General features: G+C 66.7%; 8 protein-coding genes. 5 read left to right on the forward strand and 3 right to left on the reverse strand.

Annotated elements, in window-relative coordinates; genetic code table 11:
* The first annotated feature begins 214 nt into the window (after positions 1–214).
* From ACTWJ9_RS14855 to ACTWJ9_RS14875, 5 genes are all read left to right on the forward strand, one after another.
* Positions 215–2,128, forward strand: a complete 1,914-nt coding sequence (locus tag ACTWJ9_RS14855; protein ID WP_443295818.1) for a hypothetical protein — start codon at positions 215–217, stop codon at positions 2,126–2,128.
* Between the two features lie 945 nt (positions 2,129–3,073).
* Entirely contained in the window at positions 3,074–8,455 is a 5,382-nt protein-coding gene (locus ACTWJ9_RS14860) for a DEAD/DEAH box helicase (RefSeq protein WP_443295819.1), read from the forward strand.
* A gap of 163 nt (positions 8,456–8,618) precedes the next feature.
* Positions 8,619–8,954: a hypothetical protein gene (locus ACTWJ9_RS14865; RefSeq protein WP_443295820.1), complete on the forward strand. Its 336-nt coding sequence runs from the start codon at positions 8,619–8,621 to the stop codon at positions 8,952–8,954.
* Between the two features lie 437 nt (positions 8,955–9,391).
* Positions 9,392–9,610, forward strand: coding sequence for a hypothetical protein (locus ACTWJ9_RS14870; protein ID WP_443295821.1), 219 nt, complete (start codon positions 9,392–9,394; stop codon positions 9,608–9,610).
* A complete protein-coding gene (locus ACTWJ9_RS14875) occupies positions 9,603–10,835 on the forward strand; it encodes a helix-turn-helix domain-containing protein (RefSeq protein WP_443295822.1) in 1,233 nt (410 codons plus the stop codon). The genes ACTWJ9_RS14870 and ACTWJ9_RS14875 overlap by 8 nt, the downstream gene beginning before the upstream one ends.
* 242 nt (positions 10,836–11,077) lie before the next feature.
* On the opposite strand, the gene ACTWJ9_RS14880 is transcribed toward ACTWJ9_RS14875, so the two are convergent.
* From ACTWJ9_RS14880 to ACTWJ9_RS14890, 3 genes are all read right to left on the reverse strand, one after another.
* Positions 11,078–12,676 carry an IS1634 family transposase gene (locus ACTWJ9_RS14880; RefSeq protein ID WP_443295823.1) on the reverse strand — a complete coding sequence of 533 codons (1,599 nt, stop codon included), beginning with the start codon at positions 12,674–12,676 and terminating at the stop codon, positions 11,078–11,080.
* A gap of 152 nt (positions 12,677–12,828) precedes the next feature.
* Positions 12,829–14,334, reverse strand: a complete 1,506-nt coding sequence (locus tag ACTWJ9_RS14885) for a LacI family DNA-binding transcriptional regulator (protein ID WP_443295824.1) — start codon at positions 14,332–14,334, stop codon at positions 12,829–12,831.
* Positions 14,335–14,361: 27 nt separating this feature from the next.
* On the reverse strand, positions 14,362–14,736 hold the full coding sequence (locus ACTWJ9_RS14890) for a helix-turn-helix domain-containing protein (protein ID WP_443295825.1): 375 nt from the start codon (positions 14,734–14,736) through the stop codon (positions 14,362–14,364).
* Between the last annotated feature and the right edge of the window lie 115 nt (positions 14,737–14,851).

The raw sequence follows: 14,851 nt of genomic DNA on the forward strand, positions 1-14,851 counted from the left end.
ACGATTCGTGAGGCCCGGGGGGGTTGTGTGCAAGTGCACGTAGTTGTTCTGCTGGTTCGGGTAGAGCTAGGCCACAGATCAGCAGTTGCAGCTCCGGCAGCGGGGTGAGTGGATGAGCGTGGGGAATGGGCCTCAGGGGAAGAGCGCGTGGCACTCGTTTGAGTGGTGGCAGTCCCGCCTGGCCCGAGAATTCTTCGGTGAAGATCGCAGCGGTATGCCCGTTCTCTTCTTCATCGACGAGGCAGAGCTGCTCACCCTGCACGACCAAGAGCAGGTGCCGGAACTGCGCATCGCGGTCAGTTCTGTGCTCGCCTGGCATGGAAACCCGTACGAGCCGGTCTCTGCGCGTTGCCGTGCCTGGGAGCGGGGGACGCGCCAGGACCCTCCCCCCTGCCTGCCCCTGCTGGCGGCTACCGTCTTGGCAGCCGCCAATATGCGGCGGACCGAACTGGGACCCGGAGCACCGGCGTACTATGCGCGCCTCGCCGAGGTCCTCCAGCCCCCTTGGGGCAATGGAGCACAACACAAGCACCGGCTTCAGCAGCATTACGACACTGTCGTCGAACTTTGGGTCTGCCTGGATCAATGGCTTCGCGAGAAGGCCGGGGCGCGCGGCCTCAGCACGATCAAGAAGAACCCCACGTACACGAAGATCGGCTATGCCCAGTCGCAGGCGCTGGTCAGGGCTTCGGATCACGCCGCCCTCACGTCCTTCTTCCGGTCTGCCGGCCTGTCACCGGGTCAGCCGGTGGCTGGTGCGACATTGCTGAGGGACCTCGCCGTGTGGAGCACCCGCCATCCGCAGGGCCTATCCCAGGGGCTGCGCCGGGCCCTCGTTTCTGACAGTGAGAGGCCACTGCTGGAGCCCTTGCTGGTTGCCCTGCTCGAAAGCTGGGACGCCACGACTCAGGGTTCCCTCGACGGCCTCCGACGGGTGCCGTTGCGTGTGGTGGTCGAAGACGGATGGACAGGATGGGAGATCCGCTGGCACGCGGATACCGTGCCAGGAGTGGAAGCGGACGTACTGAAGCATCCCAACGGGGAGCTGAACCTTGCGTCCGGCACCGAGGATCAAGCGTATGTGCTGTCCGGAGCGATACCTGAGGTGGCGGACGCGCTTCAATCCGGGTTCACCGCGCGTGGTCAGAAAACCGCCGTGCGCGTGGAAAGCGGGCGGAAGCTTATGGCGCTGCGGGAAGACCCGGTGGCGGGAGGCTGGGTGGAAACCGATGTGCTGGCGGTATCCGAGCCCTACGTCTTCCTGTTCACCCCATCCGGCCAGCGCCAGCTCCAGGCGTTCCTGGATGATGCCGGCCTGCGGTGGTACCGACCCGAGGCTGTGCCGCTTCCGGGCTGGCAGATCACCCCAGCGATGGAGTTCAAGGACGCACCAGCGCTAGCTGAAGCTCTGGCCCGATCGGGAATCCAGAACGTCCGCCACACCACGGCCAATCTGCTGAGCCTCCGCAACGGCCTGCGTGTACGGCCAGAGTGGCGCCAGCGGTCGCACTTCCTGCTAGGCGGCGAGCCGGACCTGATGGTGCCGAAGGAGCTCCGCAAGTCTGGTTTGGTCACCCTGGACGGAGACCAGCTCGATGTACCCGCTGAGGGCCTGGTTGAGCTACGCGGGCGGGGCTTAAAGCCAGGTCGGCACGTACTGGCTGCTGATGGGACGGAGCTCACCTTTTATCTGGAGCGGCTCATAGCTCCGCAGTCTGACAGGGCAACCGCGCCCACCCCCGCAGAGCCCGTTGCCACTGTTGTCGTGCCGCTGGCCGGAGACTCGCGTTTCCTCACCGCCCAAGGCCGGTTCCTCACCATCCCGCGCGCGCAGGAGCCTGCCTGGTGGCGCGAACGTGCACCCGACTTGTGCGGTGGCGGGGCAGTCCGAGTGCCGATCCCACCCACGGCTGTATGGCTGGTGACCATGCCTGCGTCCGGGGCGCCTTCTGTGAAGCTGCTGCGGCGGGAGGAGCCTGACATCGGCTCTCTGAGTCGGCCTGCCAAGGAGTTCTGGAGCAAGATCGTGCTGTTCGACCAGGCGGGAACCTCGCATGCCACTCTATGGCGCCGCTACCGAGAAGCGGTCCTAAGCCAGTTCCCACGGGGGGGGTTCGGACGTGTTTGACCCCGACCTCTTCGTGGCCTGGATGGCTGACCAGCGCACCGGCGCGCTCTCCGCGCTCGTCCGGGATGCCGCATGGGCGAGCGGCGCTGCCCGCCCGGCGGTCAACAGATGGCTCGGTCGCCTGCAGGCTCTCGGAGTCGCTGACATCGATTGGCGTACGGGCCAGTGGTGCACGAAGCCCTGCGTGGTGACAGGTCTGCCCGGAGACACCCAAACGGCCGTACTCCTCGGTGCACGGCCCGTCGGTCCTGACTTCTACCGAGAGCTGGGAGCGGTAGTCGCACATCAGCAGCCCGAAGATTCGCAGATCCCACTGCCGACCACTGTGTGGCTGCAGTACGAAGAGCAGTCCCGGCTCTACGACTTCGCCGCAGCCGTCGGTGCTGAGGTCACGGCGTGTGCCGCGCAGGCCCTCACCACGTCTCTCGCCCCGTTCGACCCCGGGCCGCCGACTGCCCCTCCCGCCCGCGGCACTCCCCTGGAGTTGCTGGACCCCGTCACGGGGCGGTTCAGGCCCGCAGCCCCAGCAAGCCGTAGATCGCTCCCTGGTCTGTACAGGTACACGCTGTACGGACGGCTGCACCGGTACGCACTACTGCGCCAACCGCCCCGGCAGGCATCGGGGCACCGGCCTCACCCAACCCTTTCCCCAGAGCGGACCTGGCACTCGGTCGACCTGCGAGAGGGAATCCATCACGTTCTTCCTCCCGGTGCGTTTCGGCTGCGGTGGAAGGCAGACCGGGCTGCCGACCCCACTCGCCGAGGCACCCTCGGGTGCCTGACGACCGACTTAAAAGCCCCGCTTCCGCTGGCTCAGGAACGCGCCGCCGTCCTGTGCACAGGACTCGTCGGCGTACGTACCGCAGACGCGGAACGCTACGACGGCGTGCCCCTCTACATCGCTGACCGCATCGCCCACTCTCTGCGCCGCCGCCTGGAGATCACATGAGCACGCCCCCGTCTGGCCTGGACGCTTTCGCCACGCACGACGCTCTGCGTGAGGCATACCTGCGTTACTACGACACGGCCTTCCGACTACGCGACGATGCACTCCAGGCCGAGCGCCGGGCCCTGCTAGACCGGCCCGGCGGCATCTACGCCGACCCGTTCGTCGAGTTGCGCCCCGAGTACGCTCTTACCGGGCGCACCCTGGCCGAGTCAGCAGAGGCCGCAGGCGCTCCCGAAGAACTGGCTGCGTTCGCCGAATGCGGGCTCTTCGAACCGGGAATGCAGCTCTACACCCATCAGGAAGAGGCGCTAGCCAGCACGATGCAGGCTGGGCAGAACGCGGTGGTCACCGCGGGCACTGGATCCGGGAAGACCGAAGCGTTCCTGCTCCCCATCCTTGCCGATCTGCTGTGTGAATCACGTGACTGGAAGGGCGGCCCTGCAGCGCATCTGCCGTGGTGGGAGCGCGCTTCAGCGGACTACCGGCCTCAAAGGGAGGGCGAGCAGGGGCACACCCCTGCCGTCCGCGCCATGATCCTCTACCCGATGAACGCTCTCGTCGATGACCAGCTCGTGCGGCTCAGGCGCACCCTGGACAGCGACCTAGCCCGCGAGTGGCTCAATGAACACCGAAACGGCCACCGCTTCTACTTCGGGCGCTTCACCGGCAACACCCCCGTGAGGGGGAACCCTCACCAGCATTTCGCTGTCGAGGAGCTGCGCACCTATCTGAAGGCGACTGCCGCACGCGGCCAGCGCGCCCGCGAAGCAGCTGACAAGAACCCCGGCAGGGACAAGGACACGCGCTACTTCGCGCCGCGCCTGGACGGCGCAGAAATGCGCAGTCGGTGGGATATGTATGACGCGCCTCCCGACATCCTCATCACCAACTACTCGATGCTCAACGTGATGCTTCAGCGCAGCCGCGATGAAGACTTCTTCCGCAGCACCGCGCAGTGGCTCGAGTCATGCAGTAACGCCCGGTTCACCCTGGTGCTGGATGAACTCCATATGTACCGGGGAACTCAGGGGACTGAGACCGCCTACCTGATCCGCAACCTCATCCACCGGCTCAACCTGCGCGGACGCCCGGAGAAGCTTCGCATCCTCGCCGCTTCGGCTTCCTTGGACAACACACGGGAGGAAGACCGCCGGTTCCTCCAGGAGTTCTTCGCCGCAGAAGCGGACTTCTTCCACTTCATCCCAGGCAAAGCCGCGCCCCGCGCGCAAGGTCCCGGAGACGTTTCTGCCGCGGCCCCAGAGCTGGCACGGTCCTACAGCGCTCCGCCGATGCCGTCCGACGCTGTGCGCCTGCTCGCTTCCACCGGGGCGGCACTTGCCCTGTCCAAAGTCCTCTCTGCCGGGACCAGCGCACCCACCTCCCCGGCCATGCCCGCCTCCGTCCTGGCCCGGAAGCTCTTCCCTGCCAGCAGCCAAGCGGAAGCAGACCTGGCCCTGCGCGGCACGACGACCGCGATCAAGACAGCGGCTGCATCGAAGACCCTCAGCCTGCCTCGAATCCGTATTCATCTCTTCTTCCGCAACGTCGCCGGCATGTGGGCCTGCACTGACCCCCAGTGCCCGGAGGTCCCCGCTTCCCCAGGCTCTCCCGAGCGCGCCATTGGCAAGATCTTCTCCGTCCCGCGAACCGCTTGTAACTGTGGCGCTCGCGTTCTGGAGCTGCTCTACTGCCAGTCCTGCGGCGAGGCAATGCTCGGTGGCTACGCCCCGCGAAACGCCTTCACGAGCAAGGTATTCAATTCTGTCCTCCTGCCTGACAGTCCTGATCTCTCACGCGTCCCCGATCAGTCAGGCAGAGATCGAACGGCGGCCAACTACATCGTCTACTGGCCTTCCACAAAGCCCCAGCGCGCCGACGACGACGCCCGGTGGAGCGCTGGCAGCGGCAGCGCCCTCTTCACCTTCCGGCGCAGCATTTACGACCCCTCCAGCGGGCGCCTTCATAACCGGGAAGTCGGCGCGACCGGCTGGAGCTTCCACACCAACAGCCCTATAGAGAAGAAAACCGGCCAGCCGAAACTGGACACCTCGCTGCTCCCTCCCTTCCCCACCCGCAGCCCCTGCTGCGGGGCGGACTGGGAACGCCGGTACACCAAGGACCGCAAGCTCCGCCCTCTCACGGATCCTGCCCGTCTGACCTCCCCGGTACGGACCATGCGAACCGGCTTCGAAAAAATCAACCAGGTCCTATCAGACGAACTTGCCGAGCAGTTCACCGATCCCGGCGAGCGCAAGCTCATCGTTTTCACCGACAGTCGCCAGGACGCCGCCAAACTCTCTGCCGGCATGGCGCTCCGCCACTACCAGGACCTCGTCCGACTCCTCGCCCTTGATGAGCTGCGGGCCTCTGCTGTCTCCCAGCAAGATCTGGACGCCGTCCGCGCTCAGGTCAGCGGGGAGAAGTCAGAAGCAATCAGCGCTTCAATCGAGAAGCTGCGCAAGCGCAGCAAGAGCGACCTGAACAGTCTGCGCGGCGCTTTGATGGACGGGGACGAAGACGCCGCTACCGCAGCGGCGGCGCGGCTTTCGTCGCCTCCGGCTCTGGAGTTCCTAGCCAAGGTCAAAGTCAACGCGCGTCTTCTAACCCTGGGCGTCAATCCCGCTGGTCCGAAACCCAGCATGCAGAGCGTCGGCACCCTCCAGTGGCACGAACTGTACGACTGGGACGAGAAGCCTCCCCTGCTGAGGGCCGACACTTCAGCAGCCCAGGAGGCGGCGCTCACTTCCGAGGACGGACTCCTGGAGAACACTCTCGAAGCCCTCTTCTCCGGTGCAGGCCGCGACATCGAATCCCTCGGCATGGGAGCGATCACTCCCGCAAAGGCCGCACCTGACCCCGACGGACTCGGCCAGGCAAGCCTGCGCATCCTCGCCGAACTCCGCCGGTTCTTCACACTGCGCGACCCCAAGGATGATGCTCCGCCTCGGCTGAAGGAGTACTGGCGAAGCGTCGCCGCACACCGAGACATGGACTACGACGATGTCCAGGCGGACGCCGAAGCAGCCTGGGGTGACACGGTCAGCAGCTACCTGATCGACCCGCGCAAAGCCGCCGTGCAGCCATCACCCGGTCACACCTGGTTGTGCCCCTGCTGCGGACGCCGCCACCTCACACGGAGTGCCGGCGTCTGCACGCGGTGCCGCAGCGGGCTCCCTGCCGAGCCTGTAACGGACAGCACTCCTGAAGACAGCGACTACTACGCCTGGAAGGCTGCCAGCGACCGGGCCGCTTTCCGCCTGAACTGCGCCGAGCTCACCGGCCAGACCGGGCGGATCGAAGCCCAGACCCGCCAGGCGCGGTTCCAGCAGGTCTTCCTCAGTGATCCGCCCGAAGTCCCCCTCGTGCACGAAATCGACCTCTTGTCGGTCACCACCACTATGGAAGCCGGCGTGGATATCGGACCGCTCTCCGCCGTCCTGATGGCCAACATGCCGCCCAGCCGCTTCAATTACCAGCAGCGTGTCGGCCGCGCCGGCCGACGTTCCTCCCCGGTCGCGGTCGCCTTGACCGTCTGCCGCGGACGAAGCCACGATGAGCACTACTTCGGGGACCCTTCAGCTATCACCAACGACCCCACCCCGCCGCCCTACCTCACCCTGGAGCGCCCGGAGATCCTGAAGAGGGCCATGGCTGCTGAGATTCTTCGGCTCGCCTTCCGCCATCTCGAAGACCACGGCGGCACAGGAAGCGTGCATGGCGAATTCGGCCGAGCCCAGGACTGGGCCACTGCCTTGCCCGACGTCCGCGGCTGGCTCACCCAGCACACCGATCTTCTGGCCAGGACGGCACAGGCCCTCACCGCTTTCACCCCGCTGCAGCCCGACCAAATCCTCGACACCCGGTGGATGGAAGACCTGTTGCAGCGCATCACTGATATCGCCAGCTCCCCAACCGGGGCCGAGGAACTCAGCGAACGGCTGGCGCACGCGGGCATCCTGCCCATGTTCGGCTTCCCTACCCGGGTAAGGCAGCTCTACCTGGAAGTCCCCAAGAAGCGGCAGCCCTGGCCGCCTGATGCAGCCATCGACCGGGATATCGCCATGGCCGTCTCGCAGTTCGCACCGGGTGGCGAGGTTGTCCGGGACGGCAAGGTGTACACCGTCACCGGAATCACCGAATTCGAGCCCTTGCCCGGAGGGCCGAGGCCCGTAGCGGAGCCTCTGGAGCATCCCCGCACGGTGGGACTGTGTCGCGTCTGCAATCACGTTGAGGAGGCGCCATCCGAGCAGGGCCCCTGCCCAATCTGCCGAGCCGACAACTACAGCGTCGTCGATCTACGGGAACCTGCGGGTTTCCGCGCCAGCGAAGCGCGCGACTTCGACGGAGTCTTCGCCTGGTCGCCTTACACCATCTCCTCCCGGGCAGCAGCCGACCTCTCCACGCTCCGCTTCACGCCCTGGGAGGGAGCGCACATCCATGCCGGTCCCGGCAAGCGCTACGTCGTCAATGACAACAACGGTGACCTGTTCTCGCTGCACCGCGCCTCAGGCCCCTGGGGCGGGTATCTCGCGGCTGGCGCCGCAGGCAGCAGCTACGGCAAACCAATCCACGTAGCCGTCGGAGCTGTACTGCCTACCGACTTCTTCTTCCTCGGCCCCGCCACCGCCACCGATCAGACCCAGGGCTACCGCCTCAACCTCACGGCCGTACACCCCGCCTACGGAGCCGACATCAGCGAGGGCCGCCGGGCTGCCTGGTACTCGCTTGCGTTCCTGCTCCGCAGCGCTGCCGCCCAGTACCTGGACGTCGGCCGCCAGGAACTGCTCGCCGGCATCCACCCCGGCCCGCACCGCGACGGCCACGTGGTCTACGCCTTCCTCGCAGACGCCCTTGAAAACGGCGCCGGTTTCAGCACCCACCTCGGCAGCCCGCAGGTCATCACCAAATACATGCAGGCCGTGCACGACTACTTGGAGACACTGCGCGAAGCTGAGCACTCGGGCATCTGCACCTCCTCGTGTCCCCGCTGCCTGCGCGACTACTCGAACATGGCCTACCACCCCCTGCTCGACTGGCGGCTGGCAGGCGACCTGCTGGGACTCCTATCCCGCAACCCCGTTGACGCCTCCACCACCCGTGCCCGCAGCTCCCTGGATGTACTCAGAAGCCTGTACAACGGCAGCTTGATGGACGGCGATCTGCCCGGTCTGACCTTCACGGCCAAGGGACAGCCCTACGCCGTGGTAGCCAAGCACCCACTCCACGCGTGTGAGCAGGACCTGGTCAACGCGGACCTTCAACCAGCTTTGGACACCGCGCTGCAGCACACTCAAGACGCGGGACGGATCGTCGTCGCAGACTGGTTCACGCTGGAAAAGAGCCCAATGCACATTATTGAACGGCTACGGACGACCTGAAACTGCCTGATTTACCCAGATTTCTGCCCGTAGGCCGCCGAGGAACTGGATGACGGCCGATTGTGCGGCTGATTGGGGAGACGACGTCAAGGTGCGGCTCCCCGATCAGCAGCGACCGCCTCACCCACCGAGGACTGTCAGTGCCGATCGCTAGCCTGGTGCTATGCCCATCCAGACCCTCACGTTGAGCGTCCTGATCGCGTCTCCGGGCGACACCGCTGCTGATCGCAATGTTGTAGAGGACGCCATCCGCAGCTGGAACAGCGTTCACACCATGCGGCGCAAAATCCACCTGCTCCCTCTCCGGTGGGAACTGGGTGTGGTGCCGCTAGTAGGCCAGGGGGACGCGCAGGAGGTGATCAATCAGCAATTCGCTGACGAGGCGGACATCGTCATCGCAGTGTTCAACAGCCGCCTCGGCCAGGCGACGAAGCGCGCCGTCTCCAGTACAGCCGAAGAAATCCTCGGGAGCGGGGCACAGCCCGCACGCGTTCGGTGAACTGACTGCTAGGCGCATCCCTCCCAATTCCCACGTCAGCTTTCCCCTCGCCTTGGACATGGGCACGGCCCAGCAAGGAATGATCACTCACCGCTGGACAGAAGCCGACCAGCAGTACTCGGAGGAACAGACAATTTCGTGGTCGTGAAAGGCTGGCGTGCTCTTCCAATCGCGGTCGGCACGGCCTCTGCTGCCACCTGCGCATAACGCGCTGCGCGCTGTCCAGGCGTCACCGGACAGCATGCAGCGAGGCGTTCATCTTCGCCGACGGCAGAGCAGGAACTTGTCGAGACCACGCTAGTGTCCTGCGGCTCAGGCGGTCCCAGACGCTGAGCATGTCGCCGTTGCAGTTGGTTTCGCCATAGTGCGGACACCGCACACTAAGTGACGCTATGTTGCACACGCGCAGGCGCATCAGCGACGAAAGGTCCACTGCCATGTCTCGCCTCAACCTCGCCCACCTGACCCTCACTGCCGCTCAGAACATCCAGACCGCCGACGAAGTCCGTCGTGACCCGGCCGTTGTCAAGGCGGCCAAGCAGTTCGCGGAAGACAGCGCCCAGGCTTTCCGCTCCGGTGGTGCGCTGGTACGTGAGGCTCAGTCCTCCTGGCGTCGCCACAGCCCGTCGGCCAAGGGGACCGGAACCGGTGAATGATTTCAGCGCAGAGGCGATGGGGCTCGTGATCCGCGAGCACCGCCAGGCCCAGAGACCCTCGATGACCCAGGAAGAGTTGGCTGAGCGGGCCGAATACGGGAAGGGTGGCGCAGTTTCGATCTCCCGGATCGAGCGCGGGCTCGTAAGCCCCGGGGAGCACCGTCTGGCCGCCATCGCCCTCGCGCTCCAACTGACACCCGGGCAACTCAAGCAGGAGGCGGAGGACCGAACCAGGTCTCTCGCTCGTCAGCAGGGCCATCGGCCGGTGAAGTTGCGCGACCAAGTCGCGGAGACGAAAAGACGTCACGCCGAGATCAACGAGAAGGTGGCCCAGCGGTCGAAGATCACCCAAGAACACGGGGAAGCCTTCAACCATGTCCATGATGTTGCCCGCGACGGGTTTTTCCTGAGGTTCGTGGAGCTGGCCGAGAGCATCAGCGGGGCGCCCGAGCCAGAGAGGCCCAGTGAGGAGGAGAGCGAGAGCACGGGCGAGATCCCTGCTGCGATACGTATCGAGGCCATGTCCGCCGGGATCGCCAACGCGATCCGCGGTGCGGCCGCTGGAGCCGCTGGAGGTGCGGTCGGGGCAGCAGCCGGCGGCGCCGCGGCCTACGGTGCGTTCACTGCCGCCGCGTTGTTCGGGACCGCCTCCACTGGAACCGCTATTTCGACGCTGTCCGGGGTTGCCGCGACCAACGCGACTCTGGCCCTCCTGGGAGGAGGCACGCTGGCTGCAGGCGGTGCGGGCATGGCGGGTGGAATTCTCCTGCTCACAGGCATGGTCGCCGCCCCGGCGGCAGCACTGGCGGCAGCCGGCTTCTACGTCTTGAGGCAGCGCCGGAACAAGAAGGAGGAGGAGCGTCTCCGAACCGAGGTCGAGGCTGCAGAGGCGGCTCTGGATCAGTCACAGCAAGGCTTCGACGCGATGATCGACGTACTACATCGCGCCACGGACATCATGGAATACGTCAGCGTTCACGGCACCCACGCCCTTGAGAAGTGGAAGGTAAGTCTGCCGCCGGAGCCCCGGGACTGGGAATCGCTCGGGCATGAGGGGCAGGAACGGTACAAGGAGTTCCTCACCGTGGCGGGATGCCTCCTCGCCGTGAGCAGCATCAACGTCAGTGCTCTCCTCACGGCACAGCCCGACGCTTTGCGCGAGATGGACAAGGCCATCGACGAGACGCTGCGGTACGCGGACAAGGCCATCAAGTCGATCGTCTGAGTCCCGAAGTCGTTGCCACACGCAGACATAGCTAGTGCAGCGTGCCGCAAAGCCCTTTCCGGTTGCCGGTGACGGTGGGTGAGGGCATGCGGCCTGGTCGAACCATTGGAGGCTCCTCCACGTCTTGGCCACCGCCTCCCTCATCCACCTCGCCGACTACACCAGGTGACTGAATCGTACGATCGCAACCAGCAAATGACTGCGGCGCGCTGCACTAGTCCCGTACTTCGCGGGTCGTCGTTTCAGGTCTGTGGCCAGCGGGTCCGCGTGATGTCTGTTTCGAGGAGATCGAGGAGGTGGAGTTGGACACCGCGGGTGATCTGGACGGTGGGCGGATCGGTGGTGTTGCCGATCCGCAGGGTGAGTTCGCCGAGATGGTAGAAGATCATGCGGCCGGTGGGGCGGACCCGGCGCTGGTCCGGGTAGAGGCCGACCATGGTCTGCTCGGACCCCAGAGCGCGTCTGACCTGCCGTTCGATCAGGCTGAAGACGAGCAGGGCCAGGCAGATGACCTGGATGAGAGCGGCGACACGCCGGTTGTGCTGCACGAAGACCGGCGCGACCGCCAGGGGGCCTTTGAAGTCGTGGTAACGGCGTTCGACCGCGCCCTGGCCTTTGTAGTGGACAAGGATCTGGCCCGGGTCGGCCTGCTCGGCCGGGATGCTCGTCAGCAGCGCCCACCAGCCGTCCACCGCAGCCTCGGCCGCCAGGACGTCCTGGTCGAAGTGCCACTGAAGGGCGGGAGGTTCGCCTTCGCCTCCGGTGATCGTCCAGCGCAGGCAGGAGGTGACGTGCCGCTTGGCTGTGATGACCCCGATCCGGGCCATGATCTTCTGGTGGGTGCCGTAGTGCCGGCCGCCCGCCGCGCCGGCGAGCTTGTCCATCTCCTCGCCGGCCCGGGCCAGTCGCTTCTCGCGAGCCCGGCGCTGGCCCGCCGAGACAGCGGTGGAGTGCACCAGGATCCGGCGCACCCGGTGCACCGGATCCCGCTTGCGGCGCCCGGCCATGGTGTGGACGTCCTCCAGCACCCGGTAGCTCTCCCGCTCGGCGGCCGGTTTGTGCACGTCCCGCTCGGGCACCCAGTCCACCGCCTGTGCCCGTGCAACGTCCAAGGCCGCGTAGACCTCGTCCTTGACCTGGGCAGCCGGGACCGGCGCGATGAAATCCACCCCGGCCGCGAGCAGTGCGGCGACATTCGTATAGGACACCAGCTTGGAATCGGCGACCAGCAAGAACTCCCGTGCACCAGCCATGCCTTGCAGGTCCTTCATCGCGCCGACGACCTGGCTGACCTCGGCCGCACCCCCGTCGAAGACACGGGCGTGGACAGGAATGCCGCCGTCGGCGGACACCGCGAGTCCGGCCTGGACCTGCTTCAGGTCCACCCGCCGGTCCTTGGGGCGCCCGTAGCTGACGACCGGGTACTGATCATCCTGGTCCTCGGCAGGGAAGGCACCATGGACAGACATGCTGGTCATGTCCCAGTGCAGCCTCGACACGTCGATCCCGAACTCGGCGATCGCCCGGGCGCCGACCGTCCCCGCGATTCTGTCCAGCTCCGGCGCGACCGCATCCAGGGCCCTGGCCAGACGGTCGTCGTTGAGCAGGGCCGGCTCGATGCCGAACACCTCCTCCACCGCCCAGGTACGGGCCCAGTCACCGACCCGCACCAGCGGCGCGGGCGAGGTCAGCCGGTTGACCACCAGCGCCTCGATCACCTGCCCGTGGGTCAGATGCGCGCTCGCGCCTCCCGGACACACCTCGTCGACGATCCCTGCGACATCCAGCCGGCGCAGAAACTCGGCAGCGACAGGCAGAGCGCCCAGACGCTTCTCCACCACGGACGTCACCACCACATCAAGGCGCTGACGCTGAGACCGAGGCCGCGGAGAGCGGGAAGTCATCGACACACCCCACCCAACGCCACACCACCGGCCCAGGACACCCCCGGACCGGTCACGTCATACGAATCAACGACCCGCGAAGTACGGGACTAGTGCCGCGCTCGTAGAAGAGTGTCGAGAACCCGTACCGGTGAGCGAGCGCACATCGCCAGCCGGGCTTCGAGTGCCGCATCCCACTGCTCGGTCAGGCCGAACATGAGGCGCCTGCGCATGCCAGGGGTCACGTGGGCGTAGCGCGCGGAGACGGAGCCGTCGATGTGGCCCATGCGCTCGTCCATGAGGACCTTCTCCGTGCCGAGGTCCTCCATCACGGTCCGGTGGGTGTGACGCAGGCCGTGAGGGGTGAGGCCCTTGGCGATTGGGAGCCAGCAGGCGTCGGCCCGCTCACTGGCACCACGCCCTCGTGCGGGCACACCAGGCCGCGGCTCGCCGAGCAGCGGTACGGGGCGGGCCTCCTGCGGTGCCTTCTTCGGGTACCAGCCGGAGACCGCCGGGGTGAACAGCCACGTCGCAAAGCCGTTTCGGCGCCAGTGGGCAGCGTGCTCCGATACCGCGCCACCCCGCACGAACCCCAGGTCCGCGATGGCCTGCTCCACCCTCACTCGCTTGGCTTCGGTGACGCGGTCGGGGTAGTTGAGGACGTTGGACACCGTGCCCGTCGAAACTTCGGCACGGCGCGCGACGTCGACGAGCTTCGCGCCCTGGTGGCCACCTGTGCGAGCCGCGCCCTTCCCCCGGAAAACGTAGGTCTTGCCGTGACACGGGCAGGGTGTTGGCTTCGTACGGGCGACATGGTTGGCGACCAGGGCCGACAGCCAGTCCATGGAGTCGATGGTGCGATAGCTGTCGTCCTTGGGAGGGCAACGCACCAGTTCCCCCGAGTCGAGCTCGTACAGCTGCCACTCGACGCGGACGACCCCGGGGCGCGCGTACGCGGTTTCCAGACCCACGATTTCGCCCCAGCGCATGCCGGTGTACCCCTTGAGGACCACGGCGACGAACTCGTCGTCGCGGCCGGAGAGCAGGGCGGCCCGTTCGGCGGTCAGCAGGATGCCGAGCGGGTCGGTGACGACCTTCTCCGGGCCGCGGTCGCGGGAGCGGCCGGCGCGCTTGCCGCGCCCGCGCCGTCGCGCGGCCGGGTTGGACGTGATCAACCCCTCGTCGATCGCGTCCTCGAAGATCAGGTGGAGAGTCGAGCGCCAGGTCTTGACGCTGGAGGCCGCGTAGACGGCCTTCTCCTTCTTCTCCCACAGGTCGACGTCCGTACGCAGGATGCCGGCGAGCGCCTTGTCCTCGAACTCGGGGAGCAGGTGCTCCTCGATGTGGCGCTTGTAGTTCTGCATGGTCGAGGCGGCCAGGTCCTGGGCCTCGTACCAGCGGTTCGCGTACTCCCCGAAGGTCTCCTGGCCGAGTGCCGGGTCGCGCCAGTCGCCGCGCCGGTACTTGTTCTCGGCCTCGCTCGCGGCGCGCTGGGCCTCTCCCTTGGTGGCGAACCGGATCGCCTTGCCGTTGCCGTCGGCCACCGTGAGGTGCTTGCCAGGCGCGGTCTTGTACCGGCCGCGCCAGTAGTTTCCGCGCTTCTCCGCGAAACCCACGTGTATCTTCCTTTCCCTGTCGTCGTCCTAAGCGGCGGTCCCGAACTGGCTCTCGCGTGCGCGGCGTGGGGGCCGCGCACGCAGTCGAGCCGTGGGCACGGCAGTCGACGGGGCGGGTTGGGGAGTTGGGGGCTTGGGAGCGCGAGCTGTCGCCGGGTGCTGCTGGGGGGAGGCAGGTCGGGCCTCGTGCATGCGGATGATCTCCACGAGGTGCTCGCCGGTGAAGCGGTAGGCGCGGCCTACGCGCGTGAAGGGGATGAGCCGCCGGCGGGCACGGTCCTTGACCCACCAGGCAGAGCAGCCGAGGACGGCCGCAACCTCCTCCGGGACGTAGAGGCGGGGCAGGGCGGCGTCCGAGTACGGGGTCGGTGCGGAGGCAGGGGGTATCGCGGGTTGGCGCAAGGGGTGGTTCCTCTTCTGGCGGGCATGGTGCGGCAACACCAGCCCGCCGGTCGATCGCTGGGGATGAGGGTGAGGTGCCCGTGCTGGGGGTTTGCGGGCCCAGGACGGGATTGGA

Origin of the sequence: Streptomyces sp. GDS52 (assembly GCF_052246875.1) — a bacterium.
Taxonomy (GTDB): domain Bacteria; phylum Actinomycetota; class Actinomycetes; order Streptomycetales; family Streptomycetaceae; genus Streptomyces; species Streptomyces cathayae.

What these genes read in the sequence shown, in the direction of transcription:
- ACTWJ9_RS14855 (WP_443295818.1), top strand. Translation starts at nt 215, where the DNA reads ATGCCCGTTCTCTTCTTCATCGACGAGGCAGAGCTGCTCACCCTGCAC.
- ACTWJ9_RS14860 (WP_443295819.1), top strand. Translation starts at nt 3,074, where the DNA reads ATGAGCACGCCCCCGTCTGGCCTGGACGCTTTCGCCACGCACGACGCT.
- ACTWJ9_RS14865 (WP_443295820.1), top strand. Translation starts at nt 8,619, where the DNA reads ATGCCCATCCAGACCCTCACGTTGAGCGTCCTGATCGCGTCTCCGGGC.
- ACTWJ9_RS14870 (WP_443295821.1), top strand. Translation starts at nt 9,392, where the DNA reads ATGTCTCGCCTCAACCTCGCCCACCTGACCCTCACTGCCGCTCAGAAC.